Annotated in this window: 23 protein-coding genes; 7 read left to right on the top strand and 16 right to left on the bottom strand. The window is 70.5% G+C overall.

Annotated features, from left to right (window positions below; all coding sequences use genetic code 11):
* Positions 1-9 precede the first annotated feature (9 nt).
* The 3 genes from scpB to trpS all read right to left on the bottom strand — a co-directional run bounded on the left by scpB (position 10) and on the right by trpS (position 3,030).
* On the bottom strand, positions 10-993 hold the full coding sequence (gene scpB / locus K8638_RS12645) for an SMC-Scp complex subunit ScpB (protein ID WP_223754741.1): 984 nt from the start codon (positions 991-993) through the stop codon (positions 10-12).
* Positions 980-1,849: a segregation/condensation protein A gene (locus K8638_RS12640; protein WP_223754740.1), complete on the bottom strand. Its 870-nt coding sequence runs from the start codon at positions 1,847-1,849 to the stop codon at positions 980-982. Before K8638_RS12640 ends, scpB begins: the two co-directional genes overlap by 14 nt.
* Positions 1,850-2,016: 167 nt before the next feature.
* Positions 2,017-3,030, bottom strand: coding sequence for a tryptophan--tRNA ligase (gene trpS / locus K8638_RS12635; protein ID WP_223754739.1), 1,014 nt, complete (start codon positions 3,028-3,030; stop codon positions 2,017-2,019).
* Between the two features lie 271 nt (positions 3,031-3,301).
* Here trpS and K8638_RS12630 point away from each other — a divergent pair, with 271 nt between their 5' ends.
* A complete protein-coding gene (locus tag K8638_RS12630) occupies positions 3,302-4,483 on the top strand; it encodes a DUF4388 domain-containing protein (RefSeq protein WP_223754738.1) in 1,182 nt (393 codons plus the stop codon).
* A 15-nt stretch (positions 4,484-4,498) separates the two neighbouring features.
* Here K8638_RS12630 and K8638_RS12625 read toward each other — a convergent pair whose 3' ends face one another.
* The 8 genes from K8638_RS12625 to K8638_RS12590 form a co-directional block, all read right to left on the bottom strand.
* Positions 4,499-5,098, bottom strand: a complete 600-nt coding sequence (locus tag K8638_RS12625) for a Uma2 family endonuclease (RefSeq protein ID WP_223754737.1) — start codon at positions 5,096-5,098, stop codon at positions 4,499-4,501.
* Between the two features lie 150 nt (positions 5,099-5,248).
* Positions 5,249-6,178 carry a site-specific tyrosine recombinase XerD gene (gene xerD, locus K8638_RS12620; protein ID WP_223754736.1) on the bottom strand — a complete coding sequence of 310 codons (930 nt, stop codon included), beginning with the start codon at positions 6,176-6,178 and terminating at the stop codon, positions 5,249-5,251.
* Between the two features lie 152 nt (positions 6,179-6,330).
* Entirely contained in the window at positions 6,331-7,287 is a 957-nt protein-coding gene (locus tag K8638_RS12615) for a hypothetical protein (RefSeq protein WP_223754735.1), read from the bottom strand.
* A gap of 51 nt (positions 7,288-7,338) precedes the next feature.
* On the bottom strand, positions 7,339-7,950 hold the full coding sequence (locus K8638_RS12610; protein ID WP_223754734.1) for an L-threonylcarbamoyladenylate synthase: 612 nt from the start codon (positions 7,948-7,950) through the stop codon (positions 7,339-7,341).
* 53 nt (positions 7,951-8,003) lie between these two features.
* A complete protein-coding gene (locus K8638_RS12605) occupies positions 8,004-9,302 on the bottom strand; it encodes a cation:proton antiporter (RefSeq protein ID WP_223754733.1) in 1,299 nt (432 codons plus the stop codon).
* On the bottom strand, positions 9,299-10,519 hold the full coding sequence (locus K8638_RS12600; protein ID WP_223754732.1) for a sodium:proton exchanger: 1,221 nt from the start codon (positions 10,517-10,519) through the stop codon (positions 9,299-9,301). Before K8638_RS12600 ends, K8638_RS12605 begins: the two co-directional genes overlap by 4 nt.
* 32 nt (positions 10,520-10,551) lie before the next feature.
* Positions 10,552-10,890: a hypothetical protein gene (locus K8638_RS12595; RefSeq protein ID WP_223754731.1), complete on the bottom strand. Its 339-nt coding sequence runs from the start codon at positions 10,888-10,890 to the stop codon at positions 10,552-10,554.
* 38 nt (positions 10,891-10,928) lie between these two features.
* Positions 10,929-11,369, bottom strand: a complete 441-nt coding sequence (locus tag K8638_RS12590) for a general stress protein (RefSeq protein WP_223754730.1) — start codon at positions 11,367-11,369, stop codon at positions 10,929-10,931.
* Between the two features lie 310 nt (positions 11,370-11,679).
* Between K8638_RS12590 and K8638_RS12585 the strand changes: the two genes are divergently transcribed.
* The gene (locus K8638_RS12585) at positions 11,680-12,456 is read left to right on the top strand and encodes a VTT domain-containing protein (protein WP_223754729.1); all 777 of its coding nucleotides are present in this window, start codon (positions 11,680-11,682) and stop codon (positions 12,454-12,456) included.
* Between the two features lie 35 nt (positions 12,457-12,491).
* Here K8638_RS12585 and K8638_RS12580 read toward each other — a convergent pair whose 3' ends face one another.
* The gene (locus K8638_RS12580) at positions 12,492-13,418 is read right to left on the bottom strand and encodes a LysR family transcriptional regulator (protein WP_223754728.1); all 927 of its coding nucleotides are present in this window, start codon (positions 13,416-13,418) and stop codon (positions 12,492-12,494) included.
* A 106-nt stretch (positions 13,419-13,524) separates the two neighbouring features.
* Here K8638_RS12580 and K8638_RS12575 point away from each other — a divergent pair, with 106 nt between their 5' ends.
* The gene (locus K8638_RS12575; protein WP_223754727.1) at positions 13,525-14,175 is read left to right on the top strand and encodes an NADPH-dependent F420 reductase; all 651 of its coding nucleotides are present in this window, start codon (positions 13,525-13,527) and stop codon (positions 14,173-14,175) included.
* Positions 14,176-14,236: 61 nt separating this feature from the next.
* Here the strand turns inward: K8638_RS12575 and K8638_RS12570 are convergent, their stop codons facing one another.
* Complete coding sequence (locus K8638_RS12570; protein WP_223754726.1) at positions 14,237-14,953, bottom strand: hypothetical protein; 717 nt, start codon at positions 14,951-14,953, stop codon at positions 14,237-14,239.
* A 139-nt stretch (positions 14,954-15,092) separates the two neighbouring features.
* Between K8638_RS12570 and K8638_RS12565 the strand changes: the two genes are divergently transcribed.
* Positions 15,093-17,315 (top strand): neutral/alkaline non-lysosomal ceramidase N-terminal domain-containing protein, encoded by a 2,223-nt coding sequence (locus K8638_RS12565; RefSeq protein WP_223754725.1) that lies wholly within the window; start codon positions 15,093-15,095, stop codon positions 17,313-17,315.
* A gap of 48 nt (positions 17,316-17,363) precedes the next feature.
* Here K8638_RS12565 and K8638_RS12560 read toward each other — a convergent pair whose 3' ends face one another.
* A complete protein-coding gene (locus K8638_RS12560; RefSeq protein WP_223754724.1) occupies positions 17,364-18,323 on the bottom strand; it encodes a patatin-like phospholipase family protein in 960 nt (319 codons plus the stop codon).
* A 482-nt stretch (positions 18,324-18,805) separates the two neighbouring features.
* Here K8638_RS12560 and fdh point away from each other — a divergent pair, with 482 nt between their 5' ends.
* The 3 genes from fdh to nrfD are packed head-to-tail and all read left to right on the top strand — an operon-like array spanning position 18,806 to position 24,039.
* Positions 18,806-22,081, top strand: coding sequence for a formate dehydrogenase (gene fdh, locus K8638_RS12555; RefSeq protein ID WP_255662639.1), 3,276 nt, complete (start codon positions 18,806-18,808; stop codon positions 22,079-22,081).
* 3 nt (positions 22,082-22,084) lie between these two features.
* Positions 22,085-22,882, top strand: coding sequence for a 4Fe-4S dicluster domain-containing protein (locus K8638_RS12550; protein WP_223754723.1), 798 nt, complete (start codon positions 22,085-22,087; stop codon positions 22,880-22,882).
* On the top strand, positions 22,879-24,039 hold the full coding sequence (gene nrfD, locus K8638_RS12545) for an NrfD/PsrC family molybdoenzyme membrane anchor subunit (protein ID WP_223754722.1): 1,161 nt from the start codon (positions 22,879-22,881) through the stop codon (positions 24,037-24,039). Before K8638_RS12550 ends, nrfD begins: the two co-directional genes overlap by 4 nt.
* Positions 24,040-24,089: 50 nt before the next feature.
* On the opposite strand, the gene K8638_RS12540 is transcribed toward nrfD, so the two are convergent.
* Together K8638_RS12540 and K8638_RS12535 are read right to left on the bottom strand one after the other, a co-directional pair.
* Complete coding sequence (locus K8638_RS12540; protein WP_223754721.1) at positions 24,090-25,370, bottom strand: dicarboxylate/amino acid:cation symporter; 1,281 nt, start codon at positions 25,368-25,370, stop codon at positions 24,090-24,092.
* Between the two features lie 60 nt (positions 25,371-25,430).
* The gene (locus tag K8638_RS12535) at positions 25,431-26,408 is read right to left on the bottom strand and encodes a carbon-nitrogen hydrolase family protein (protein ID WP_223754720.1); all 978 of its coding nucleotides are present in this window, start codon (positions 26,406-26,408) and stop codon (positions 25,431-25,433) included.
* Positions 26,409-26,545: the final 137 nt, after the last annotated feature.

Raw genomic sequence — 26,545 nt, 5'->3', positions numbered from 1 at the left:
TCTTGCCCGTCACTCGGGCTTGGGCCCCTCTTCGCCCTTCTCGGGCTTCGGGGGCGTGTCCAGGACGCTGGATGCGACCTTCTGTGTCCGGTCGGCGGCCTCCATGGCCTCTTCCAGCTCCTCAAGGGCGGCCTCGCTGGCCGCCGCGCTCTTCTCCATCCGCTTCGTGAAGCCGGGGTCCGAGAGGGTGTCCACCGTCCCCTCCGCCTTCGGCGCCGGCTGCGCTTCCTTCTCTACAATCTCCCGGTGCTCCTGCGTCAGCTCATGGAACTCCCGCAGCGTGGGCAGGGCCGACAGGTCCTTCAGGGCGAAGAACTCCAGGAACTCGCGCGTAGTGCCATAGAGGATGGGGCGCCCCACCTCCTCGCGCTTGCCGAGAATCTTCACCAGCTTCCTGTCCATCAACGCCTTGATGACCGCTCCGCAGTCCACCCCGCGGATATCCTCGATTTCCGGCCGTGTCACCGGCTGCCGGTAGGCAATGATGGCCAGCGTCTCCACCGCCGCGCGGGTGAGCCGCTGCGGCTTCACGCGGAGGTAGCGCCGCACATACTCGCCCGAGTGCGGGTCCGTCCGGAACTGCCATCCGCCGGCCACCTCGAAGAGGACGATGCCGCTGATGCCGTCGCGGTGGATGCCGGAGAGCTGGTTGAGGGCCTCGGCGATGAGCTCCCGCTCGATGCCGGTGGCCATGTACAGCTCGTCCACCGACAGGGGCCGCTCGGCCACGAAGAGCACGCTCTCGATGACGGTGCGGATGCGGTCCGGCGACAGCTTCCGGCTCTTGGCGACGAGCTTCTCGAAGGAGGACTGAAGGTCCGGAACGGCCTCGTCCGAGTCCTCCTCGATGGCGGCGGCCTCCACCTCGTCCAGCTCGTCCGCCGGGCCGGGGCCGGTGACGGCCGCGATTTCGTCCTCGGAGAACGGGCCGGGGCCTCCGGGCGTACCCGGAGCGGGAGTCTCGTCCTGCGGTCCGTTGCTACCGGTAGTCACTGTCGTCGACCTCCGTGGGAAGCAGCTTCTCCAGCGCGTCCCCGTTGGGTAGGAGCAGGATGGGTCCGAGCGGCTCGTCCTGGACGACGCGGATGAGACGCCGCTTCACCATCTCCAGGATGGCCAGGAAGGTGATGACCACCTCCTGCCGGGTGGGCGTCTCCTCCTCGGAGAACAGGCTCTCGAAGAGCACCTGTCCCTGGGGCCGCAGGCGCTCGACGATGCGGAGGATGGCCTCGGACAGCGTCACCCGCTCGCGCACCACCTCGTGTTGCAGCTTGGGCTGCAACCGCTCCAGCACCCGGTCCAGCGACTCCACCAGCTTGAGGACGCTGAACTCCTGGAGCCCCACCTCGTCCTCGGGGATGGGCACCGCCTCCACCGGCACGTTGCGGGTGAAGACGTCGCGGCCGAGCAGGTCCTGCGTGGCGAGCTGCTCGGCGGCGTCCTTGTACTTCTGATACTCGAGCAGGCGCCGCACCAGCTCCGCGCGCGGGTCTCCCGCCTCCTCCACCGCCGCCAGGACTTCCGCCCCCTCCTGCACCGCCGCGGCATCCTGCCGGGGCAGCAGCATGCGGCTCTTGAGGTGGGCCAGCGTGGAGGCCATCACCAGGAACTCCCCGGCGATGTCCAGGTTGATCTCCCGCATCCGCTCCAGGTGCTCGAGGTACTTCTCGGTGATCAGCGCCAGGGGGATGTCGAAGATGTCGACCCGGTGCTCCTTGATGAGGTGGAGCAGCAGGTCCAGCGGGCCTTCGAAATTGGGCAGCGCGACGCGGAAGGAGTCGCCCGGGCTCCTGGGCAACTCCCCTTCACGAAGGGCCTCCTCGGCCGGTGCGCGTCGACCGTCACTCACCGGTGGTCCTTGGGTTGGCCTCGAAGGTGTGGGTGTAACGGCGGGTCATCGCGCAAAGGCCCGACTTTCCTTGGCCTCGGGCAAGACTTGGGGGGACACACCTCCTTAGCAGCGCCCTCCAGGTGGGTCAAACAATCGGCAGTGAAAGCCCGTTCAGTCGCTCCCCATCAGGGGATGCCCACCGCTCGGCGCACCTTGTCCATCAACCGGGCGGCCTCTTCGCGGGCGCGGTTGGCGCCGTCCTGGAGGATGCGCTCCAGCTCGCCGGGGTCGGCCACCAGCTCGGCGTGCCGCTGGCGGGCCGGACCGAAGGTCGCATGGTAGGCCTCCAGGAGCTTCTTCTTGTACTCGCCGTAGCCCTTCCCGCCCGCCTTCCAGGTGGCGTCCACGTCGTGGAACTCGGACTCGGGGAGCATCAGCTTCAGCAAGTCGTAGAGCGGGCTGTCCGTCGTGGGCTTGGGCGCCTCCACGGGGGTCGAGTCCGTCTTGATGGACATGATCCGCTTCTTGACCTCCTTCTCGTCGCCGAAGAGGTCGATGGTGTTCCCGTAGGACTTGGACATCTTCTGTCCGTCGATGCCGGGCACCACCGCGGTGGACTCCTGGATGCGCGCGGCGGGCAGCTTGAGGATGCCGGGCGCGTGGCCGCGCTCCTCGCCGTCCGGATCCGCCGGGTCGTACCCGGGCACGTACTGGGTGTTGAACTTCACCGCCCAGTCGCGCGCGAACTCGATGTGCTGCACCTGGTCCTTCCCCACCGGCACGAAGTCCGCGCTGTAGAGGAGGATGTCGGCGGCCATCAGCACCGGGTACGCGAAGAGGCCGAAGTCGGGGCTGATGCCCTTGGCGATCTTGTCCTTGTAGCTGTGGGCGCGCTCGAGGTTCGCCACGGGCGTCACGGTGCCGAGAATCCAGTACAGCTCCAGCACCTCGCGCACGTCGCTCTGGCGGAAGAGGATGGCCTTCTTCGGATCCAGCCCGAGCGCCAGGTAGGCGGTGGCGGCATCGCGCGTCAGCTCCAGCGCGAGCTTCGGATCCCGCACGGTGGTGAGCGCGTGGTAGTTCGCGATGAAGTAGTACGCCTCGCCCTCATCCTGGAGGTGCACGAACTGGCGGAGCGCGCCGTAGTAGTTGCCGATGTGCAGCTTTCCGGACGACTGCACGCCTGAGAGAATCCGCATGTCGGTTCCGACTCGAGAGTGACGGGTGGTGGACGCGGTTGGTTCGCACACCCGCCGCGCCCCTGCAACCTTCCGTTACGGCCGTCTGGCTTCCGTCACCTTCTGGAAGCGGACGGGGCCCCTCCCTGAAAATTTGCGACCCGCACATAAATTCCCAGGAAATTCAGGCACTTGCGTTTGAATGACGGTGGGTGGGACGCTACCCTGACAGCACCACCTGCGAGCACGCGCAGCCATTCCGTGGAGCCACACCTCGGGAGGACGCATCGGCATGGAGTCATTCAACGGAAGTCTCGCCAGCTATCGCCTGCAGATGGTGATGCCGCCGCTATTCACCGCGCAGGGCGTGGAGGGAACGTTGCGAGTGGAGCGCGGGGCGGTCCGGCGGTGCTTCCACGTGAAGGACGGCTGCCTGGTGGGCGAGAGCTCGAATGATCCTCGCGAGCACCTGGCCCAGGTCCTGGTGAATCTCCGCATCCTGGACGCGCCCCGGGCGGCGGCGGCCTTCGAGGCGGCGGAGGGAGCAGGCATCCCCTACGGCACCTTCCTGGTGCAGCGCTGCTTCGTGGAGCTGCCGCGGCTGACGGAGGCGCTGGAGCACAAGGCCCGCGAGGCACTCTTCGACTGCTATAGCTGGGAGTCCGGCGAGGTGGAGTTCACCCCGGAGCCGGCGCCCTTCCGCCGGGCGGTGGGGCTGAAGCTGCCGCTGGCGACGCTGCACCGCGACGCGGTGTCGCGGCTGCGAGAGTGGGCGGTGTTCCGGGACATCTTCCCGCGGATGGACACCACGTTCCGCGTGTTCCGCGAGTTCGCGGTGGAGACGTACTCCGAGGAGGAGGACGTGCTGCTGGACCTCGCGGCGGGCGGGGCCACGCTGGGGGAGATGCTGGCGAGCGCGAAGGAGGCCCCGCTGTTCGCCGCGCGCTGGGTGCTGCACCTGTACCGGCGCGGGGCGCTGGCACCGAGGCAACCCAAGGGGCCGCAGCTCGGCGAGTCCGCGGAGCTGGCGGAGCTGCTCAACATGGTGAAGCACTGCCTGGAGGCGGGGAAGTACGACCACGCGGTGGCGCTGGCGGCCCAGGTGCTGGAGCGCGGGCCGGTGCCGGAGGCGCACGCGCTGTACCGCGAGGCGGAGGTGCGGCTGACGCTGGCGCTGAGCGACGAGCTGTTCGCGCTGGACGGGAGGCTCGTGTTCGAGCCGATTCCGCGCCCCACCCCGCCGGACCTGACGGCGGATGACCTGTACCTGTACTCGAAGCTGCGGGGCAGCCGGAGCATCCGGCAGGCGCTGCGCACGGCGGCCATGGGTGAGCTGGCGGCCTCGCGCTCGGTGCACCGGCTGCTGGCATCCGGGCTGATCCACGTGGCCCCGCTCCCCGGGAGCGAGGCCTCCGCGCCCCGGCGCACGACAACGGACCCATTCGGGGTGCCCATCGTCCGCGTGGGGACCTGAGCCGGAGGGCCCGTCTCAGGGCGCGGGCGGACCTTCCCGCCCGCGCCGGGCTTCCGGCAGCCACAGGAGGCCCAGATCCAGGGGAATGGCGTCGAAGGGCTCCACGCGCACGATGTCATCCCCTCCGTAGAGTTCCGCGCGAATCCACCCATAGGTTCCGCGGCGGTAGATCTCCAGGGTCCGCTGGGCGGGGTCGATGATCCACGCATGTTCCACCCCTTCCCGGTGGTACAGCGGCATCTTCCGTTGCACGTCCACGGACCAGGTCGACGGGGACAGCACCTCACAGAGCCAGTCCGGCGCGATTGTCAGCCAGGGCGCGTTCGGCGGCTCGGGTACCCGCTCACGACGCCAGCCGGCCAGATCCGGAACGACGACATTGCGTCCGAAGTGCAGCTCGGGCTCGTCGAAGAACCACCACCCGCCCGGTCCGCCCTGGGCCATCTCGAAGCGCATCGCCAGCAGTGCCCCCAGCCGAGACGCCACGCGGAGATGGGGTGATGCCGGCCGGGGGAACGCATACAGCTCGTCCTCGATGATCTCCCCCACCCACCCGACCGGCAGCGCTTCGATGTCCTCATACGTCGCCGGCTTCTTCCCCTTGCCCTGTCCCATGCACGCCTCCCCTTGAAGACCTCAGAGGTCTTCTGAATAGCACCCAATCCCCCAGGGTGTCTACCTACAGGGTAGCCATTCTACAACCCGGTCTGACATGTCCCCCCGACCCGGGAAGCCCTCCCGGGAAGCCCCGCCCTCCCTGCCTCGTCAGGTCCCCGTCTTCCGCTTCTTCGGCTTGGGCACGAACACGTCGCTGCGCGGGTGGAACTCGTCGTAGACGGCGCGCAGGCGGGCGCTGTTGACGTGGGTGTAGATCTGCGTGGTGGACAGGTCCGCGTGGCCGAGCATCTGCTGCACCGCGCGCAGGTCCGCGCCCCGCTCCACCAGGTGCGTGGCGAACGAGTGCCGCAGCTTGTGCGGCGAAATGGGCTTGCGGATGCCCGCCTTCAGCGCGTAGCGCTTGAGCAGCTTCCAGAACCCCATCCGAGAGAAGCCCGCGCCGCGAGGCGTGACGAAGAGCGCCTTCGACTGGCGCTTGCCCAGCAGGGCCGGCCGCGACACCGCCAGGTACGCCTGCACCTTCTCCACGGCCACGCGCCCCAGCGGCACGAGGCGCTCCTTGGAGCCCTTGCCCTTCGCCACCAGGTAGCCCGCGGTGAGCTGCACGTCGTTGATGCCCAGCCCGCACAGCTCGCTCACGCGCAGGCCCGTGGCGTAGAGCACCTCCAGCATGGCCTTGTCCCGCAGGCCCGTGGAGCCGCGCTCGTCCGGAGCGGCCAGGAGCTGCTCCACCTCCTCCAGCGTGAGGAACGAAGGCAGCTTGCGCGCGGAGCGCGGCGTGTCCAGGTCCTCCGTGGGGTCCTTGTCGGCCATGCGCTCGGCGACCAGGAAGCGGTGGAAGCCCCGCAGCGCCGCCAGGTGCCTCGCCTGGCTGCGCTTGCCCAGGCCCCGCCTGCCCAGCGAGGACAGGTGCGCGGACACGTCTTCCTGCGTGATTCGCGTCACGTCCGAGATGCCGCGCGCGCGCAGGTCCTCGAAGTACGTGTTGATGTCGGCGGCGTAGGCCTCCACCGTCTTGCCGGAGAGCCCACGCTCCGCGCGGACGAAGGCGATGAACGCGTCGAGGTACCCTTCCATCGCCGCCACGGTACCGGAGGCGCGCGCTTAGGCAACTCAGCGTCCCGGCCGCCCGCTTGCAGGCTCCGCGACGTGGAGCCGGCTCCCCCCTTCAGCGTCCCCAACCGCCCGCGCCGGCTCCGAGCTCCGGCCCGCGGAGCCCATCACACCGCTCAACTCCGGGGCGCCGCGCCCCCATCCGCCGTGGCCGAGGCCGACTCCAGCGCCTGGACCACCCAGGGCCACCCCACCAGGATGTTGCCGGGCGAGCGCAGGCACGCGTCCGCCACGGCCAGCACCTCCGCCGGCCGCGAGCGCACCGCCAGCGCCAGGTGCCGCCCCAGGAACGGATGCGGCAGGTAGCTGAGGTTGTGGTGGCGCACCGGCACCCAGCTCAGCGTGGGCCGCCCGGTGAACCGCTCCACCGCGTACGCCACCGCCGAGGCCAGCACCTCCAGCGCGTACAGCGGCAGCCGGAAGGCGCTGACCAGGAAGGCCACCAGCGCGCTGGCCGCCACCGCCCCGGCGAAGGACACATTCACCGTGCCGCTCCACACGAACATGGGAATCACACTGGTGAAGACGGCCGCCACCTGCACGCGCACCACCGATGGACCACGTCCGATGGCGAGGCTCGCGATGCTCCCCGAGGCCAGCCCCGTCACCACACCCAGGCACACGCCCACCGCCACACCCGCGGCGCCTCCGCCGATGGGACCGAAGGCGCCCCCGGCCGTGGCGTGCAACCCCACCAGCATGGACAGGCTGGCCAGCGAGCCCAGCAGCACCCCCGCCGCCAGCCCCGACACCAGGGACAGCGCCAGCCCCGCCGCCGAGCAGAAAAGCGCCGACATCCCCCACCCGCCCCGCAGCGGCACCCCCGCGCCGAACAGGGCCAGCCCCATCAGCCCCGTCGTCAGCGGCGAGCCCACCACGAGCAACAGCAACAGCCGGCGCACGTAGACACCCGCGGCGCGGTTGCCCTCCGCCTGCTCACGCCAGAGCTGACCGATGCGGCCGCCCGGCACGCGGATGCCCGCGCCCCGCAGCCGGTAGTGCAGGTCCACCGGCCGGAACAGCAACAACAGCAGCAGCTTCAACAGCCCGGGGACCTGCTCCGGCGCGTCCACGGGTCCTGGCTCTGTTCCCCCCTGTGCCAAGGTGGCCCCCCTTCGTGAGGTTCAGTCCGCAAGCCTACCCTTGCCCTGCCTGAGGATTTCAAGCGTATCGCCAATGAGTGAAATCACGGTGGACGGCTCGTTGAGGGTCACCCCCCCGTCCAGGATGAGGTCCAGCCCGTGTCCCAGCTCGGCCTTGATGTCCTTCGCATCCGTGAGTGGCTCACCCTCCGTGTTGGTGGCGGACGTGGTCACCAGGGGGCGGCCCAGCGCCCGGGCAATCTCGCGCACCAACGGAGCGTCCGGGACGCGGATGCCCACCTGCTTCTGCCGGGTCATCATCAGGTCCGGCACCAGCCGCGTCGCCTCCAGCACGAAGGTGAACGCACCCGGAGTGAGGCCCTTCATCGTCCGGTACGCGAAGTTGCTCACGTGCGCGTACTTCGCCACGTCCGACAGGTCCGGGCACAGGAAGGACAGGGGCTTCTTCTTGTCGCGCTGCTTGAGCTGGTACAGCCGCTCGATGCCCTTCTTCGAGCTGAGGTCGCAGCCCAGGCCGTAGTACGTGTCCGTGGGGTACGCCAGCACCCCGCCGCGCTCGAGTATCTCCACCGCGCGCTGCACGTGGCGCGGCGAGGGATGCTCCATGTCCACCTCGAGGATGGGTGCGGCCATGATGTCTCCGTGTCTCCCTGCCGCGCCCGGCCCCCGGGGCGGCGACTTCCAGCCTACGCCGTTCCAGCCGCCTCGTCCGTGCGGATCTCTCCGCTGGCGGCCAGCGCCCGCCGCGTGAGCACCGGGCCCACCAGCTCGTGCGCGGTAATCATCGCCACGATGAGGACCTCCACCTGGGGTCCGAAGCTGGGGAACGTCCGCGACACCAGCGCCGCCAGCCCGAAGGTGACACCCGCCTGGGAGATGAGCCCCATCCACAGGAACTGCTTGAGGCGCGGGTCGTCCGCGGGCGCGAAGCGCCGGCACGAGAACCAGATGGCCAGGCCCCGCAGTGCCACCAGCAGCATCGCCGCCGGCCCCACCGTCACCAGCGCGTCCAGCTTCAGCCCCGCCCCGGCCGCCGCGAAGAAGAGCGCGAACACCGGCAGGCCCGCCTGTTGAATCGCCTGGTGGATGCGCTCTCCCGCGTGCTCGTCCAGGTTGGCGATGAGCGCGCCGGCCGCCAGCGCCACCAGCAGCGGAGACAGGTGCAGCCGCGAGCCGCCCTCGGCCGCCGCGAAGGACAGGCCCACCAGGAACAGCGGCAGCTCCTGCTTCACGCCCCGCATGTAGACGAGCACCACCACCGCCAGCACGCAGCCCACGCCCACCGAGCCGAACAGCTCCCACCCCACCGAGCCCAGGAGCCCCGTCACGTCCAGCCCGCCGCCGAAGCTCGCCTTCGTCACGCCCGCCGCCAGCGCGAAGGCCACCATGACGAACAGGTCGCCGATGATGACCAGCGCCATGAGGAACTCGGTGAAGGCCCCGCGCGCGCTCGTCTCCTGGACGATGGCGATGGTCACCGTGGGCGAGAACGACACCACCACCGTGGACACCAGCGCGCTGACCGCCAGGGCCTGCGGCACCGACAGGGCCGACAGGAACGGCAGCAGCGGCTTGAGCGCGAACGTGGCGCCGAAGCACACCAGGAACGTCACCCCGCAGACGCTCGCGCACAGGAGCGCCACCCGCGTGCCCACCCGGCGGATGAGCCCCAACCGCAGCTCCGTGCCCGCCACCAGGGCGATGAGGCTCACCGCCAGGCCCTTCACCAGCTCCAGCCCCTTCACCCCCGCGTTGGGGATGAAGCCCAGCGCGTACGGGCCCACCGCCACGCCCACCAGCAGGTAACCCGTGAGCCGGGGCAGCCCCAGCCCCTTGGCCACCTTGCCCGCGAAGAGGCCGCACAGCAGCAGCGCGCCCGCCGCCAGCGTCACCGGCGTGCCCGCGTCCGCGCGCAGCACCTGTGCCCGGCTGATGATGGCCAGCAGCCCCACCAGCAGCAGCAGCCGGATGACGGCGCCCTTCATGTCGCCACCCCCACGCCCGGCGCCGGCTGGGTGGCGCGCGTGGGCCCCTGCTCCAGCACCTGGCGGAAGGCCGGGCCCGCGAGCAGCTCATTCACCACCGCGCCCACCACCACCACGTCCAGCACGCGCTGGGACAGTCCGCCCGGAACCAGCATCCCGTACTCGGCCACCAGGCACAGCGCCAGGCCGCCCTGCGCGACGAGCGCGTAGCCCAGCCGGGGGGGCAACTCCAGCGCGCTGCCCACCAGCCGCTGCGCCAGCTTCCCGCCCAGCACCTTGCCCAGGAAGCGCAGCCCCACGAAGCCCGGCACCAGCGCCCACGCCGCCCAGTCCCGTGCGTGGAGGCCGCAGCCCACCAGGAACACCAGCACCAGGAACACGGGGCGCTCCACCCTTCCCAGCGCGCGCGCCACCCGCTCCACCGTGCGCCCGCCCACCAGCGCCAGCGTGGCCCCGCAGGCCACCCCGGCCAGCAGCGCGGACACGCGCAGGTACGCCGCCGCGCCTCCCACCAGCGCCACCCCGCCGAGCGTCACCGTGGTCAGCTCCGCCAGGTCCTTCAGCGCGTGCGTGAGGAAGGCCAGCAGCGCCCCGCACATGACGCCCAGCAGCACCGCCAGGCACACCAGCCCCAGTCCCTCGCCCACGTTGGTCGCCGCGCCCAGCACCAGCGCCAGCGCCAGCACGCCCAGGCCCACCGCGTCATCCAGCATGGTCAGCAGCGCGATTCCCAGCCCCCGCGCGCGGTCCATCCTCCCGGAGCGGTACGCCAGCACCGCGAAGTGGCCGGAGGACAGGCTCGCCGCCGCGCCCAGCAGCGCCGCCGCGCCCACCGCCGCCTGGAGGGACCTCCCCGAGGTGAGCAGCAGCGGCGCCACCAGCGCCGGCGCCACGAAGAAGAAGGCCGTGCCCGCGTGCGCCAGCGCCGCCGAGTACACCGGCCGGGGGAGCAGCCGCAGCAGCCGCGGCTCCAGGTTGAGGCCCAGGATGACGCCCGCGGTGCCCAGCCCCAGCGCCATCACCGGGCGCATGCCCTCCAGGTTGCGCGTGGAGAGCACCCCCGCCATCGACGGGCCCAGGAGGACGCCGACAAGCAGGAACAGGAAGCCGCTGGCCGCCAGCCTCGCCAGCGCCGGAAACCGTCCGGCGTCCAGCGCGCGGCTGGAGGCGAGCAGCGACAGCGCCGCGATGGATAGGAAGACGAGCAGCGCTTGCACATTGCGTGCTTACACCGCCCCGGTGCCTCGCGTCACGAGCGGCGGTGGGTGGGCGCGGAAATCACCGGCAGGGCGACCAGGCGGCCCATGGGCGGTTCGTCCGCATCCATCTCCAGCTGCACCCGTTGGATCAGCCGCTCCATCTCCTCGACGGGCACTGTCGGGAGCAGGCTCACCAGGAGGACACGATCCTCATCCGCGCCGAGCGCCAGGCTGCGAAGGCCCGCGAACACGGGCACCTCGGCGGACAACGCAGCCGCCGCGCTCCGGGCGCGCACCACCAGCGGCTCCGGAATGCCAAACTCCCGGAGCCGGCGGATGGCCCGCTCGGTCCCTTCCAACTGTTCGAGGAACGTGATGACCAGGTACACGCGGCCCCTCTTACCGGGTCCGCGCGCCTGGCGCCACGCTACTCGTTCTGGCCCTGGCCGGCCGGCTCACTGGGGGGAACCGCCGGAGCCGCGCCCTCCTCCGCCCCTTCCGCGGCGGGAGCAGCCATGGCGGCGCGGGCGGCGCGCTTGCCCTCCTCGATGAGCTTCTTCACCTTCTGCCCGCCCTTGCGGCCAATCTCCTCGTAGAAGTTCGGCCCGCGGGTGGCCTTGACGCGGTCGCCACCCTTCTTGCCGATCTCCTCGTAGAACTTCGCGCCGCGCTCGGCCTTCACCGTCTCGCCGCCCTTGCGGCCAATCTCCTCGTAGAAGGAGCGGCCGCGCTCGGCCTTCACCGTCGCGCCGCCCTTGCGGCCGATGGTCTCGTAGAACTCGCGGCCCCGCTCGTTCCGGACGGTCTCTCCACCCTTCCGGCCCGCCTCGGCCACCGTCATGCTGCCCTTGTTGTCCTTGTCCGACATTTCGCCATCTCCTCTCGTGACTGCCACCGTCCCTCGCCCTCGGTGCCCCTTGCCTGAAACCTTGGGACGGAAGCGCCCCGATGCAAGCAAGCTCCGTACACCGCCAGCCGTTCGCGCCTGACACACCACATAAAAACCCGAATGATTCCAGACGCTTGATTACGCCTGCCAAGCATTCGAGCCGGGCGGAGGCATGTCCGCCAGGACGCTATCTTGTTGGAAACAACCCACTGCACATTGCGGATTCCCGATAGGCCCTCCACCTTCTGCCCGCGGCGCGTCCGGGTGCGGGCCGCGGGGGAGACACGACGTGGCGCGGTCGGCGAAGACATGGCTCCGGGTTCTGGCCCCGATGCTGGTGTCCGTGGGAGGGCTGGTGATGCTCCGGCTGCTGGGGCCGGACTTCATCGACCAGAAGCGCATTGCCGCCGTGCTGGAGCCCCTGGGTGAGGCGGCCCCCCTCGCGTACATCGCCTTTCTCGCCATCCGCCCGGTGACGCTGCTCCCCGGTCAGCTCCTGACCGCCGTGGGCGGGATGATGTTCGGGACGCTCGCAGCGACCCTCTATTCACTAACAGGCAGCTTCCTGTCTGCCATGCTGCTGTTCGGCGTGTCGCGAAAGCTGGGCACGCGGTTGATGAAGCGCCTGGCTGGCGGCAAGTACCCCGCGCTCTCGCGGGCCGCGAAGCGCCACGACTTCCTCTTCGCGCTTCTGTCCTGCATCAATCCGTTGTTCCCCACTGACGTAATGCTGGTAGCGGCGGCGTCAAGCGGCGCGCGGCTGTGGCCCTCCATGGCGGGCATCATGCTGGGGACCATTCCCGGCACCTTCCTCACCGCGCAGTTCGGCAGCGGGCTCGCACAGGGCCGCACGGTGATGACCGTGGTGTCGGCGGTGGGGCTCGTGGCGTCGCTGGTGCTCGGTGTCTTCATCGGCCGCCGCCTCTACAAGGAGCTCAACGACGCGCCGGAAGAGGAACCAGAGCGGCCGGCCCGCGACGCGTCAGCAGTGCCCGCCGGCGCCTCGCCGGTGGCACGGGTACGGCCGGGGACGTCGAAGCAGGACGGCGTGCCCGCCACCTGGTAGCGCCCCGGTCCAGTCCTCTTTTCAACTGTTGGACGTCACCGGCCGCTGGAAGGTTCCCGGCTCGCTCTGCCCCCGGGTCGCAGGTCCTCCGACAGGAGCTGCAGCAGCGCCTGCACGCGCGGCACGGACTGGCGGCCGGGAATGCACAGCGCGTGGACCGGAGGCCCTTCCGCGGAATGATCCGCCAGCACCTCCACCAGCCGCCCGTCCCGCGCGCGCTCGTCGAGCATGAAGTCCAGCACCTGGCACATGCCGGCGCCCGCCGCGGCCAGGTCCAGCAGCGCGGGGCCGTGATTCACGTCCATGACGTGCCGCAGGCGCATCACCTCCGGAGGACCTCCCGGCTCGCGGCGGAACACCCAGTCCCGCGCCAGGCCCTTCGGATCCACGAACTTCAGGCACGGGTGCCGTGACAGCTCGGAGGGGCGCGCCGGAGTCCCATGCCGCGCGAGGTGCGCGGGCGAGGCCAGCGTCACCCACCGCGTGTGCAGCAGCCGCCGCGCCACGAGGCTGGAGTCCTCCAGCGCGCCCACGCGGATGGCCACGTCGATGTGCTCGTCCACCATGCGGCTGTAGCGATCATCCAGGCGGACGTGCAGCGTGAGCTGCGGATAGCGGGCCTGGAGCCGCGCGAGCCGGGGCATCATCACCTGCGCCAGGATGTACGGCAGCGCCACGGTGAGCGGCCCCTTCGGCGCGCGCTGCGCCTGGGCCACCGTCTCGCGGGCCGCCCGCACCTGGGCCACCGCCTCGCGGGCGCGCTCCAGGAACTCGTGGCCCTCCGGGGTGAGCGCCACCTGCCGCGACGTGCGCTCCAGCAGCCGCGCGCCCAGGTCTTCCTCCAGCCGCCGCACCGCCTTGCTCACCGCCGCCGTGGTGACGCCCAGCCGCGCCGCCGCCTTCCGGAAGCTGCGCTCCTCGGCCACGTGCAGGAACGGGAGGACACCCGTGAACAGGTCCATGGGCCCGGATTGTCAACCCAGGGTTGACGATACTTCAACTCCCGCGTGCTCGATGCGCTCCGGGTTGACGGTTAGGGTTGTGCCATCCACGAAGCAGGAGGACGTCATGAAGATCGCAATCCTGGGCACGGGCATGGTGGGTGAGACGCTGGGCGGCAAGCTGGTGGCGCTGGGCCACGAGGTGCGCATGGGCTCGCGCACCGCGAACAACGAGAAGGCGGTGGCCTGGACGCAAAAGGCAGGGGCACGGGCCTCACAGGGCACGTTCGCGGACGCCGCGGCCTTCGCGGAGCTCGTCTTCAACTGCACCGCCGGCACGGCCTCGCTCGAGGCGCTGAAGCTCACGGGCGCGCGGAACCTGAACGGCAAGGTGCTGGTGGACGTGGCCAACCCCCTGGACTTCTCCAAGGGCTTTCCCCCCACCCTGTCCGTCTCCAACACGGACTCGCTGGGCGAGCAGCTCCAGCGGGCCTTCCCGGAGGTGAAGGTGGTCAAGGCGCTCAACACCGTCACCTGCACCGTCATGGTGAATCCGGGGATGCTGTCCGCCCCCACGGACACCTTCGTCGCCGGCAACGACGCCGGCGCGAAGAAGCAGGTGACGCAGCTCCTCACCGAGGGCTTCGGCTGGAAGCGCGTCACCGACCTGGGTGACATCGCCGCCTCGCGGGGACTGGAGATGCTCCTGCCGCTGTGGCTCCGCCTCTACCAGTCGCAGGGCACCGCGGAGTTCAACTTCCAGCTCGTCCGCGCCTGAGCCCTGGCCCCATCATCGTTCGGGGCGTCCAGCCCCGCGACGCTCCGGCCTCGCGGGCCCCTCACGGCACCTTCAGAATCCGCCACGCCGCCAGCGCCCCCGCGGCGGACATGAACGCGCCCCACCCGACTCCCGCGTAGCCCAGCGCCAGCAGCGCGCCCCACGTCAGCAGCCCCAGCACCCCGACTCCGAGGAAGCCGAGGCGCACGCGTGGGCGTACCTTCTGGAGCCGGCCCACGGTGACGGCCGCGACGCCGGCGAGCACGTTCTCCAGGAACAGGCCGGTGGACACGAGGTACTGGCCCTCGTACCGGAACCAGGCGCTCAGGCCCGCCGGCGGACATGGCACTTCTCCCGCCAGGCATTCCGCGGAGACTCCGAAGAGCTGCCTGGGCTGGTCCGACATGAGCACGAAGAAGCACTGCATCATGGCCGCGAGCAGCAACGTCCCCACGAGCGGGCCCCACGGCACGGGAAGCGTCCGCCGCTCCCAGCGGCGCAGTGCCTCCAGCCGCTCCGGAGGCACCTGCATGGCATGGGGGTACCCAAGGCCCAGCAGGGCCCGCGTGGCCGCGACGCTGGATGGCTGGCCCGCCTCGTCCCGCAGTCCGTCCAGGTGCCCGTCATCCAGCAGCCGCAGGAGCCAGACCGCGGTCTCCTCGGAGGTCGCCTCCGCGGGCAGCCGCGCCATCAGCTCATTGATGGCCCCGGCCATGTCGGGCTGCTGATCGTCCGAGGCCGTCCGCGCTTCGGTGATGAGCGAGGTGATGCGGTCCACCAGCTCGGACCTGGCCGGAGGCCCATCGTTTATTTCACGGATCGCTTCCGCACCAGGCGAGGAACGCATGACGGTGGGATAACCTCTGGCGCCCATGAGCGGGCGCGCCGCCGTATCCTACAGAGGGGGAACCACCACCATGCAACGCCAGTCCTCACGCACGTGGCTGCTCACGCTGGCGCTCGCGGCGCTGGTGGTGGGCGGCTGCGCACCGAAGCGCGTGGCGCCGGAGGCCCGCGCGCTCCGGGCCCGGGGCTGCGAGGGCCGCACGGACTTCCAGCTGGGCACGGGCATCTACGACATCACCGGCCCGGCGGCGCAGGTGATGATGATGGGCTACGCCAAGCCGGGCCAGAACACCGCGGGCATCCACCAGCGGCTGCGCTCGCGCGCGTTCGTCATCGCCTCGCCCTGCAACGGCGAGCGCGTGGTGTTCGTCAACGCGGACCTGGGGATGCTCTTCCAGGCGGTGAAGCAGGAGGTCATGCGCAAGCTGCGCGAGCGCTACGGCGAGGACCTCTACACGGACGGCAACGTGGTGCTGAGCGCCACGCACACGCACGCCGGGCCGGGTGGCTACTCGCACCACGCGCTCTACAACCACACCTTCCTGGGCATCCCGTTCATCGGCTTCGCGCCGCAGAACTTCCACGCCGTCGCGGAGGGCATCTTCCAGTCCATCGTTCGTGCCCACGACAACCTCGCCCCCGGCCGCATCCTGCTGAGCACGGGCGAGCTTTCCGGAGCGAGCGGCAACCGCTCCGCCGGCGCATACGCCCTCAATCCCCAGGCGGAGCGCGCGCGGTACACGGGGGACGTGGACACCACCATGACGCTGCTGCGTCTGGACGCCGCCGCGTCCGTGGAGCCCGGGCCGATGTCACCGGTGGGGATGATCAACTGGTTCCCCGTGCACGCCACGTCGATGAGCAACCGCAACCGGCTCATCAGCGGCGACAACAAGGGCTACGCGTCCTACCTCTTCGAGAAGCACCTGGACGCGGACTACGGCTCGCCCCGGACGTTCGTGGCCGCCTTCGCCCAGAGCAACGAGGGCGACGTGACGCCGAACATCCAAGGAGGCCCGGGGGGCCGTGGCGAGGGAGACCTGGCCGCCACCGTCGAGGCGGGCCGCCGCCAGTTCGACCTGGCGCTGCGGCTCTTCGAGGACACCGCGGGCGCGAGGCCGCTCACGGGTGGCGTCGACTTCCGGCACACCTACGTGAAGATGGACGACGTGAAGGTGGCGCCCTCGTGGGCGGACGGCCAGGAGCGCAGGACGTGCAAGGCGGCGCTGGGCATCTCCATGCTCGCGGGCGCGGAGGACGGCCCTGGCGTGGGACGCGAGGGCGTCCGGTGTGGAGACCCGCTGGCCGGCTTCTTCTGCGGCCTGGACAACGACCCCTGCCAGGTGGAGAAGCCCGTGGTGCTGAAGCCCGGCGCGGAGTGCCCCATCATGAGCCCCAACGTGCTTCCGCTTCAGGTCGTACGGCTGGGCAACCTCGCACTGGTGGCAGTGCCCTTCGAGATGACCACCATGGCGGGCCGGCGGCTGCGTGAGACGGTACACGAGCGGCTGGCCCCGGCGGGCGTGGAGCACGTCGTCATCGCGGGCCTGTCCAACGCGTACTCGGGCTACCTCACCACGCGGCAGGAGTACGCGAAGCAGGACTACGAGGGAGCCTCCACCCACTTCGGCCCCTGGCAGCTCGCGGCGGTGCAGCAGGAGTCCGCGAAGCTGGCCGAGGCGCTGGCTTCGGGCGCCGAAGTACCGGAGGGGCCGACGCCGAAGCCTCCCAGAGGCCGCGTCAAGGAGATCCGGCTGTCCCATACGTATGACGAGGTGCCTGGCGGCGACCCGCGCTTCGGCGACATCACCTTCGGCTCGGTCGTCTCCGGCCGCGACGTGGACACCACGTACCCGCGCTGTGGCACGGCGCGCGTCACCTTCTGGGGCGGTCACCCGCGCAATGACCTGCACACACAGCGCTCGTACCTGGAGGTACAGCGCCGCGCCGATGACGGGACCTGGCAGCCCGTGGCGTACGACTGGGACTGGGAGACGAAGTACCGCTGGAAGAGCTACCCCTGCCCTCCTCGCGGCGCGTGCTCGCAGGTGACGGTGGAATGGGACATCCCCGAGGACACCCGCCCGGGCACCTATCGCATCCGCCATGATGGCGAGTGGCGCCCGCGCCTGGACGACGGCCCGCGTCCGTACACCGGCTGGTCGCGTGAGTTCACCGTCACGGAGTCCGTCGCCGGCCACTGTCCTCCCGGCATCTCACGCCCGAGCGCGGCGCCCGCCACCCCGCTCCCTTCGGCGGCGCGGGCCGTGAGCCCACTGCCCGCGGAAGGTTGACGGGGCCCCCTCCCTCCGAGCATCCCCGTCGCGAGGGCGCCGGGGCGCCTACGCGTGCAGGGGCGGCACCTGGTACGACGGCCCTACCTGCGGCGGCATGCGCTCGCCCGGGCCCACGCCCGTGGGCTGCATGGCGGACCGGGCCATCTCCTCGCCATGCCGCATGCGCATGCGGATGATCTCCGGCGAGAAGTCGAGCGTGTCCCCCAGCGCCATCGCCGGCTCGATGACGGTGATGCGGCAGTACCGGTAGGTCGACCCGTCCGGCCGCTGCAAGGTGATTCCCGCCTCGTACGCCTGCCGCACGATGTCGTTGATGCGGACGAAGAACTCCACGTCGTTCAGGAGGATCTCGTTGATGGTGATGTCGGTGAGGGCGCGCTTGGCCACGTCCAGGATGTTGGCGGGCGGCTTCACCGGTTCGAACTTCGGCGAGGAGCAGGCGATGACGACAATCTCCGTCGGGCCGTACTCCAGCGCGTCTCCCAGCGGGGTGACGTTGCGCAGCCCGCCGTCGACGATGGCGTCGCGTCCGATGGGCTCCCAGATGACGGGCATGGTGGCGCTCTGCCACACGGCATCCAGGAACTCCCGCTCGTCCTTGCTGCTGGGCACCAGCTCATAGTTGCCGCTCACCAGCGACACCCGGCCCACGTGAGCGGGCACCACGAACCGGCGCCCGGAGGCGTGACGCTGGATGAAGTCCCGCAGCGGTGAGTCGTCGTAGAGCCCCAGCTTGCGGAAGAGCCCCAGCCGGAGCGCGACGACGGGCCAGGGGAACTTCCGGTACACGTCCGTCTCCTTGATGTTCAGCCAGATGTCGTTCAGCTCCTTGAAGGCATGCTGCGCCAGGAGCGTGGCGTTCAGGGCACCCACGGAGACGCCGAAGATGCGCTCCCACCGGAAGCCGTGCACCTCACGGAGGATGCGCTCGGCGCCGACCTGGAAGGCCCCCTTGGCGCCTCCCCCGGAGAGCACGAGTGTTGCGGGACGGTCCGACGTGGCCATGGCACATCTCCTGGTCAGGCGACAGGCGCGGGTGCGAGCGGCATGGGCCGGGCCCCCGGGCTCAACTCGGGGAAGAGGGATAGGTGCGTGCCCGCGGTGGAGGAATCGCCCCGGGGCGCCGGTCCCTGTCCACCGCGAGCCTCCCGCGGTCCTGCAAGGTGCGATTCTGCACGAGTCAGGGCGGGCCCTGGGCACCAGTGAGGAGTCGCCCACGCCGCGACATTCACCGCCGTGCCGCGAGGGTAGCGGACCGTCCCTCCAGGTTGCTACCCGTGTGAAGGCGAAGTAGCCGCGCCTTCCGTCCCTCAGGGCCTGCCCACGGGGACGAACCGGGCCATCCACTCCGCCGCGTTCCACCCGACAACACCTCGGACAGCGCAAGCGTCCGCGAAGTGACGTCACCGCGCATGTGCCGGTCGGCCCGGAGCGGACCGATATGCATCTTGCCCCCGCCGACGTGTGAGCCACGCGGGAGGTCCGTCTTGGGAGTGCTCGACTTGCTCGACCGCTGGCCCGTGTTCCGTCAGTTGCGGAAGGGAGACGCCACCGCGCTGGGGGACACGGCGATGACCGAGCGCAGTCGCCACCTGGAGCCACGCACGGCCGGCGCAGACCGTGTGGTGAAGTCCGTCTGCCCGTACTGCGCGGTGGGGTGTGGCCAGGACGTGTACGTGAAGGACGGCCGCATCCTCGACATCGAGGGCGACCCGGACTCGCCCATCTCCCGGGGCCGCCTGTGCCCCAAGGGCTCCGCCACGTTCCAGCTCGTCACCGGAAGCCACCGCATCCACGACGTGCTCTATCGCCGCCCGGGCGGCACGGAGTGGGAGCGTCTTCCCCTGGAGCGGGCCATGGACATGGTGGCAGAGCGCGTGAAGCACACGCGCGACGCGACGTGGGAGGACACCGACGTCAATGGCCTGGACGTCCACCGCACCCTGGGCATCGCGCACCTGGGCGGCGCCACCCTGGACAACGAGGAGAACTACCTCATCAAGAAGCTCTTCACCGCGCTGGGCATCGTGCAGGTGGAGAACCAGGCCCGAATATGACACTCGTCCACGGTGCCCGGTCTGGGCATCTCGCTCGGGCGTGGCGGTGCCACGACCTTCCAGCAGGACCTGAAGAACGCCGACTGCATCGTCATCCAGGGCTCCAACATGGCCGAGTGTCACCCGGTGGGCTTCCAGTGGGTGATGGAGGCCCGGGAGCGGGGTGCCACCCTCATTCACGTGGACCCGCGCTTCACGCGCACCAGCGCCATGGCGAACCTGCACGTGCCCATCCGGGCGGGCACGGACATCGCCTTCCTGGGCGGGCTCATCCACTTCCTCCTGGAGCACGAGCGCTACTTCAAGGACTACGTCCTCCACTACACCAACGCCGCCAACATCATCCGCGAGGGCTTCCAGGACACGGAGGACCTGGACGGGTTCTTCAGCGGCTACCTGCCCGATGAGGGGAAGTACGACATCGCCACCTGGCAGTACGAAGGCGTGAGCGGCACGGTGCCCGCGGGCGGCCACAAGCAGCTCTACGCCGAGCCCGGCGCCGGCAAGGGCGGCGAGGAAGAAGGCACCACCGCCCGGTTCGAGGCGCACAAGGACCCCACGCTCCAGCACCCGCGCTGTGTCTTCCAGCTCCTGAAGCGCCACTTCCAGCGCTACACGCCGGCCATCGTCTCCCAGGTGTGCGGCGTGCCGGAGGAGCAGTTCCTGAAGGTGGCCGAGGCGCTGTGCGCCAACTCGGGCCGGGAGCGAACCACCGCGTTCTGCTACTCGGTGGGGTGGACGCAGCACAGCGTGGGCGTGCAGTACATCCGCACCGCGTCCATCCTCCAGCTCCTGCTGGGCAACATCGGCCGGCCCGGGGGCGGCATCCTCGCGCTGCGCGGCCACGCGTCCATCCAGGGCTCGTCGGACATCCCCACCCTCTACAACCTGCTGCCCGGCTACATGCCCATGCCGCACGCCCGGCAGGGGTATGACCTGGACGACTACCTGAAGGACCACGCGGCCAGCACCGGCTGGTGGAGCAACCTGCCGAAGTACGCCGTGTCGCTGCTCAAGGCCTGGTTCGGCGACGCCGCCACGAAGGAGAACCACTACCTCTTCGGCCACCTCCCCCGGCTCACGGGGAACCACTCACACATGCAGACGGTGGCGGACATGGCGGACGGCCGGGTGAAGGGCTACTTCGTCATGGGCGAGAACCCGGCCGTGGGCTCCATGAACGGGGCGCTCCAGCGCAAGGGGCTGCGTCAGCTCGACTGGCTCGTGGTGCGCGACCTCACCCTCATCGAGACGGCCGAGTTCTGGCGCCATGCGCCGGAAATCGATCGCGGCGACGTGAGGACGGAGGACATCCAGACGGAGGTCTTCTTCTTCCCCGCCGCCGCGCACACGGAGAAGGAGGGCACCTTCACCAACACCCAGCGGCTGCTCCAGTGGCGCGACAGGGCGGTGGACCCGCCCGGGGACGCGCGCAGCGAGCTGCACTTCATCTACCACCTGGGCCGCAGGCTGAAGGCACTCTACGCCAGCTCTCGCGAGAGGAAGGACCAGCCGCTGCATGACCTGACGTGGGACTACCCCACGCGCGGGAAGCACGAGGAGCCGAGCGCCGAGGCGGTGCTCCAGGAGATCAACGGCTACACCATCGCGGACCGCCACGTGGTGAGCGGCTTCTCGGACCTGAAGGACGACGGCTCCACGGCGTGCGGCTGCTGGATCTACTCCGGCTGCTACGCGGACGGTGTGAACCAGACGGCGCGTCGCAAGCCCGCGCGCGAGCAGTCCTGGGTCGCGCCCGAGTGGGGCTGGGCGTGGCCCGCCAACCGGCGCCTCCTCTACAACCGAGCCTCGGCGGACCCGGAAGGGCGCCCGTGGAGCGAGCGCAAGAAGTACGTCTGGTGGGACGCGGAGCAGCGGCGATGGACGGGTGAGGACGTGCCGGACTTCATCGCGGACCGGCCGCCGGATTACCGCCCCCCGGAGGACGCGCGGGGCGTGGACGCCCTTGGTGGCACCGACCCGTTCCTCATGCAGGTGGACGGCAAGGCGTGGCTCTTCGCACCCAGCGGAGTGGTGGATGGCCCCCTTCCCACGCACTACGAGCCCGAGGAGTCGCCGGTGAGGAACGCGCTCTACGGACAGCAATGCAACCCGGCGAGGCTGGAGTGGCGGCGCCGGGACAACCCGCTGCACCGTGCCTGGGCGGACCCGCGCTACCCGTTCGTCCTCACCACGTATCGCCTGACGGAGCACCACACGGCGGGAGGCATGAGCCGCTGGCTGTCCTGGCTGAGCGAGCTGCAGCCCGAGCAGTTCTGCGAGGTCTCCCCGGAGCTCGCCGCCGAGCGGGGGCTGACGAACGGCGGCTGGGCCACCGTGCGCACCGCGCGCGGGGACATGGAGTGCCGGGTGCTCGTCACCGAGCGCCTCCGCCCGCTGAAGTTGAATGGGAAGTGGGTGCACCAGATTGGCCTGCCGTACCACTGGGGTGTGACGGGGCGCGTGCGCGCAAGCGGGGCCAACGACCTCATCCCCTTCGTGGCGGACCCCAACGTGGAGATTCAGGAGTCCAAGGCGTTCACCGGGGACATCGTCGCGGGCCGGCAGGCCACCGGCGAGCGCGCCGCCGCGGGTGCTCCGGAGCGGGCCCTTCCTCCCGGAGTGCCGGAGCTCCGGCGCGACAGCCCGAGCGTGGGCGACGTCGCGCATGCCGTGTACCAGGAGAAGTGGGAACAGGAGCCGTAGCCGATGGGACAGAAGGGCTTCTTCACCGACACCACCCTCTGCATCGGCTGCAAGGCCTGCGAGGTGGCGTGCAAGCAGTGGAACCAGCTCCCGGACGACGGCTTCCGCTTCACCGGCATGTCCTACGACAACACCGGGGCGCTGGGCGCGTCCACGTGGCGGCACGTGGCCTTCGTGGAGCGGCCGGTGCCGCTGCAAGGGCAGGCGACGGGCGTGGGGGACTTCTCGTGGCTGATGATGTCGGACGTGTGCAAGCACTGCCAGCGGGCCGGGTGCCTGGAGGCGTGCCCCACGGGAGCCATCATCCGGACGGAGTTCGACACGGTGTACGTGCAGCCGGACGTGTGCAACGGCTGCGGCTACTGCGTGGTGGGCTGCCCCTTCGGCGTCATCTCCCGGCGCGAGGACGACGGGCGCGCGTGGAAGTGCACCCTCTGCTACGACCGGCTGGGCGAGGGCATGACGCCGGCCTGCGCCAAGGCGTGCCCCACCGAGTCCATTGCCTTCGGCGACCTGGACGAGCTGCACACGCGCGCGGAGAACCGCGTGCGGAAGCTGCATGAGCAGGGCGTGACGGACGCGTACCTGTACGGCAAGGACTCGGCGAACCAGCCGGGCACTGGCGGGCTCAATGCCTTCTTCCTGCTGGTGGACCGGCCGGAGGTCTACGGCCTGCCGCCGGACCCGGTGGTGCCCACGGTGAAGGGGGCGCGAACGTGGGGCATGGTGGCGCTTGGCGCGCTGGGCATGGCGGCGGTGGCGCTGGGCTCCGTGCTCGCCGGCAGGGAGGCGCGCTCGTGAGTCACTCCACCGGCAATGGCGTGACGCCGCTGGACCGGCTGCAGCGCAAGCAGGACGGCCGCAACGTGGACTCCACGCTGGGCGTGCTCGCGGGAGAGGGCTCGCGGCAGCGGGTGAAGGACCCGGAGAGCGCATACCCGGCACACGGCCAGCAGGTGTCCACCCTCCCCTCCCGCGCCGGGCCTGAGCGGGAGGAAGCACCGAGCTACTACGGGCTGCCAGCGGTGAAGGAGCCGGTGTGGATCTGGTCCATTCCGGCGTACCTCTACGTTGGCGGAGTGGCGGGCGCGGCAAGTGTGCTGGGACTCGCGGCGGACATGGCGGGAGGCCCGAAGCTGGCGCGGCTGGGGCGGCGCTGCCTGTGGGTGGGCACGGTGGGCGACATGCTCAGCGCGGGGCTGCTCATCCACGACCTGGGGCGGCCGGAGCGCTTCCTGAACATGCTGCGCGTGTTCCGCCCCACCTCCCCCATGAGCATCGGCTCGTGGGTGCTGGCCGCCTCGGGAGGACTGAACACGCTGGGGTTGCTGCTGGGGCACCGGCGAGGCTGGGCGGGCGCGGTGGGCCGTGGCGCCACGGCCGGCGCGGCGGTGCTGGGCATGCCGCTGGCGGGCTACACGGCGGTGCTGCTGTGCAACTCGGCCGTGCCGGTGTGGCAGGCCACGCACCGGACGCTGCCGCTGTTCTTCATGTCCTCCGCCACGGCGGCCGCGGGCAGCCTGCTCTCGCTGCTTCCGCACGGCCCTCGCGAGGAGCGCGTGCTACGGCCCTATCGCCTGACCGGCAAGGTGGCGAAGGTGCTCACCTTCGCCGCCGTCGAGCGCGACGCGGCTCGGGTATCCGAGGTGGCGAGGCCGCTGAAGGAGGGCCTCCCGGGAGCGCTGTGGAGAACGTCCCGGGTGTGCTCGGCGGCGGGGCTGCTGCTGGAGGTGCTGCCCGGCCGGGCACGATGGAAGCAGGTGGCGTCGGACGTGCTGAACACGGTGGCCTCACTGGCCTCGCGCTTCGCCCTCTTCCACGCGGGCAAGGCGTCCGCGAGGAATCCCCAGGCGACCTTCCAGGGCCAGCGTCAGGGGCTCGGGGCCGCGGAGGTGATGGGCCACACCGTGGCCTCCGACGGCAAGCCGTTGAAGTTCCCTCTGCCCGTACTGCGCTGAAGGCCGCGCCCTACTCCATGTCGTGGCCCCCGGCTTCGCCGCGCCGCGGGTCACTCCGCCTTCGCAACGTCCTTCTCCAGGCCAACGTTGGTGGAGGCCCGGTTGTAGATGGCCTCGTCCAGCAGCCCCTCCTCACGGGCCACGAGGACGGGCACCAGCATCTGCCCGGTGACGTTGGTCAGCGTGCGCATCATGTCGAGGACGCGGTCGATGGCGAGGAGGTAGCCCAGGCCCTCCAGCGGCAGGCCGGCGGAGCTGAGCACCACCGTGGCCATCACCACGGCGGTGCCGGGCACGCCCGCGGTGCCGAAGCTGCCCAGCACCGAGGCCAGCAGGATGATGAAGTACTGCGACGCCGACAGCTCCAGGCCGAAGTACTGCGCGACGAAGAGCGAGGCGATGGCCGGGTAGATGGCACCGCAGCCATCCATCTTGATGCTGGCGCCCAGCGGCACCGCGAAGGAGGCGTAGTCCTTGTTGACGCCCAGGTTGTGCGTGACGCTGCGCAGGGACACCGGCAGCGACGCGAAGCTGGACGAGCTGACGAAGGCCACCTGCATGCCGGGCGCGGCGCCGCGGAAGAAGCGCAGCGGGTTGAGCCCGTGCGCCAGCAGCAGGCCGCCGTAGACGAAGACGATGTGCAGCGCGCACGCCAGGTACAGCGCGAACACCAGGCGGCCCAGCGGCAGCAGGCGCTCGAAGCCGTAGGTGCCCACGAGCGCGGCGATGAGCCCGAAGGTGCCCAGCGGGGTCAGCTCCAGCACGAAGCGCGTGACTTGAATCATCGCGTCGCTGGCCTCGCGGACCAGCTCGCGCAGGCGGGCTGTCTTCTCGCCCAGCTTGACCAGGGCGAAGCCCAGCAGGCCGGCGAAGAAGATGACCTGGAGGATCTTCCCTCCCGCCAGCGCTGCGAAGGGGTTGGTCGGCACCACGTCGAGCAGCACCTGCATGGGCCCGGGGACGTCGCGCGGCTTGAAGGGCTCCGCGACGTGAAGCTGGCCCACGCCCAGGCCCGGCCTCAGCACGGCGGCGGTGACCAGCCCCACGCCCACCGCCAGCGCCGCGGTGATGGCGAACCAGAGGAACGTCCTGCCGCCCAGGGCGGCCACGCTCTTCTGCCCGTGGAGCGCGGCGACCGCGTTGATGACCGCGAAGAACACCAGCGGCGTGGCGATCATCTTGATGAGGTTGACGTAGAGCGTACCCAGCGGCTGGAACCACGGGCCCGCGGGCTCGCCCACGAGCCATCCGACCACGGCCCCGAGCACGAAGGCCCCGAGCACGCGCTGCCAGAACGGAATACGGAACCAGGCGGAGATGAGCGTCTTCACGAAGGGCACCTCGTCGGCGACCGGCGGACCATAACCAACGGCGCCCGCGCGCGCAGGAGTTCAGCTCCCGCTGGAGCGGCCGAGCTGCTGGAGGAAGGCCGCGGCGGGCCGCTCGCGCTCGTCGACCTCCAGGTGGAAGACATCGGGGCGGGCGTAGTGCCCGCTGGGGTCGAAGTCGAGCCGCGCCCGGATGAGCAGCCCCAGGTCCAGGTCCGCGGTGACAATCCCCTCCTCGTCCCAGAGGGGCCCCGCGAGCACCTCGCCCAGCGGGGAGACGATGACGCTCCCGCCCCGGGACATGACGTGGGGCGCGTCCGCGGGCAGCGGCTCCTCGCGGAGCACCTCTTCCGGGTACATGTCTCGCGTGACGAACTGGTTGCACCCGAGGACGAAGCACCTTCCCTCGCACGCGATGTGGCGCATGGTGGCCTGCCACGCGTCGCGGCTGTCGGCGGTGGGCGCGAGGTAGAAGTCCACGCCCTTGGCGTACATCGCCGCTCGGGCCAGCGGCATGTAGTTCTCCCAGCAGATGAGCCCGCCCATCCGCCCGTGGGGCGTGTCCACCACGGAGAGCGTGCTGCCATCCCCCTCGCCCCAGATGAGCCGCTCGGAGCCGGTGGGCTTGAGCTTCCGGTGCTTCGCCAGCAGCGCGCCGTCCGGCCCGAAATAGAGCTGCGTGCAGTAGAGCGTCCCGCGCGTGACGCGGTCCCGCTCGGTCACGCCGATGGACAGGTACACGCCATGCTCGCGGGCGATGCTCCCCAGGCGCTCGGTGGTGGGACCGGGGACCTCCACGGACTGTTCGTTGTAGCGCTGCCAGAGGCGCCGGCCGGCCTCGGTGCGGCTGCCGACGACGAAGCCGAAGCCCAGCCCCCGCGGATAGGCGGGGATGAATGCCTCCGGGAAGAGGACGAGCCGGGCCCCGTCCCTGGCGGCGCGCGCCGTCCACGACGCCACGCGCTCCAGCGACCCCTCCCGGTCGAAGAGCGCGGGGGCGGCCTGGACGGCGGCGACTCGAAGCGGCTGGGGGCTATCCATGGGGCGGGAGGATAGAGGATTCGTCCCTCCAGGGGCCGCCTGGTCTCCTGCCGGGCGGGCAGGTTCGGTGAATGAAGCCATGAGTCAACCCCGGGGGCCCGGAAGGAAGTGCCCGGAGGCCCTCCCCTTCCGGCCCG

This window comes from Myxococcus sp. RHSTA-1-4 (genome assembly GCF_020037125.1).
Lineage (GTDB): Bacteria > Myxococcota > Myxococcia > Myxococcales > Myxococcaceae > Myxococcus.
This window is presented reverse-complemented; position numbering and strand designations above follow the sequence as displayed.

Coding starts and splice junctions, on each gene's coding strand:
- trpS (WP_223754739.1), bottom strand. CDS start 3,030: ATGCGGATTCTCTCAGGCGTGCAGTCGTCCGGAAAGCTGCACATCGGC.
- K8638_RS12630 (WP_223754738.1), top strand. CDS start 3,302: ATGGAGTCATTCAACGGAAGTCTCGCCAGCTATCGCCTGCAGATGGTG.
- K8638_RS12625 (WP_223754737.1), bottom strand. CDS start 5,098: ATGGGACAGGGCAAGGGGAAGAAGCCGGCGACGTATGAGGACATCGAA.
- xerD (WP_223754736.1), bottom strand. CDS start 6,178: ATGGAAGGGTACCTCGACGCGTTCATCGCCTTCGTCCGCGCGGAGCGT.
- K8638_RS12610 (WP_223754734.1), bottom strand. CDS start 7,950: ATGGCCGCACCCATCCTCGAGGTGGACATGGAGCATCCCTCGCCGCGC.
- K8638_RS12605 (WP_223754733.1), bottom strand. CDS start 9,302: ATGAAGGGCGCCGTCATCCGGCTGCTGCTGCTGGTGGGGCTGCTGGCC.
- K8638_RS12590 (WP_223754730.1), bottom strand. CDS start 11,369: ATGTCGGACAAGGACAACAAGGGCAGCATGACGGTGGCCGAGGCGGGC.
- K8638_RS12580 (WP_223754728.1), bottom strand. CDS start 13,418: ATGGACCTGTTCACGGGTGTCCTCCCGTTCCTGCACGTGGCCGAGGAG.
- K8638_RS12575 (WP_223754727.1), top strand. CDS start 13,525: ATGAAGATCGCAATCCTGGGCACGGGCATGGTGGGTGAGACGCTGGGC.
- K8638_RS12565 (WP_223754725.1), top strand. CDS start 15,093: ATGCAACGCCAGTCCTCACGCACGTGGCTGCTCACGCTGGCGCTCGCG.
- K8638_RS12560 (WP_223754724.1), bottom strand. CDS start 18,323: ATGGCCACGTCGGACCGTCCCGCAACACTCGTGCTCTCCGGGGGAGGC.
- K8638_RS12550 (WP_223754723.1), top strand. CDS start 22,085: ATGGGACAGAAGGGCTTCTTCACCGACACCACCCTCTGCATCGGCTGC.
- K8638_RS12535 (WP_223754720.1), bottom strand. CDS start 26,408: ATGGATAGCCCCCAGCCGCTTCGAGTCGCCGCCGTCCAGGCCGCCCCC.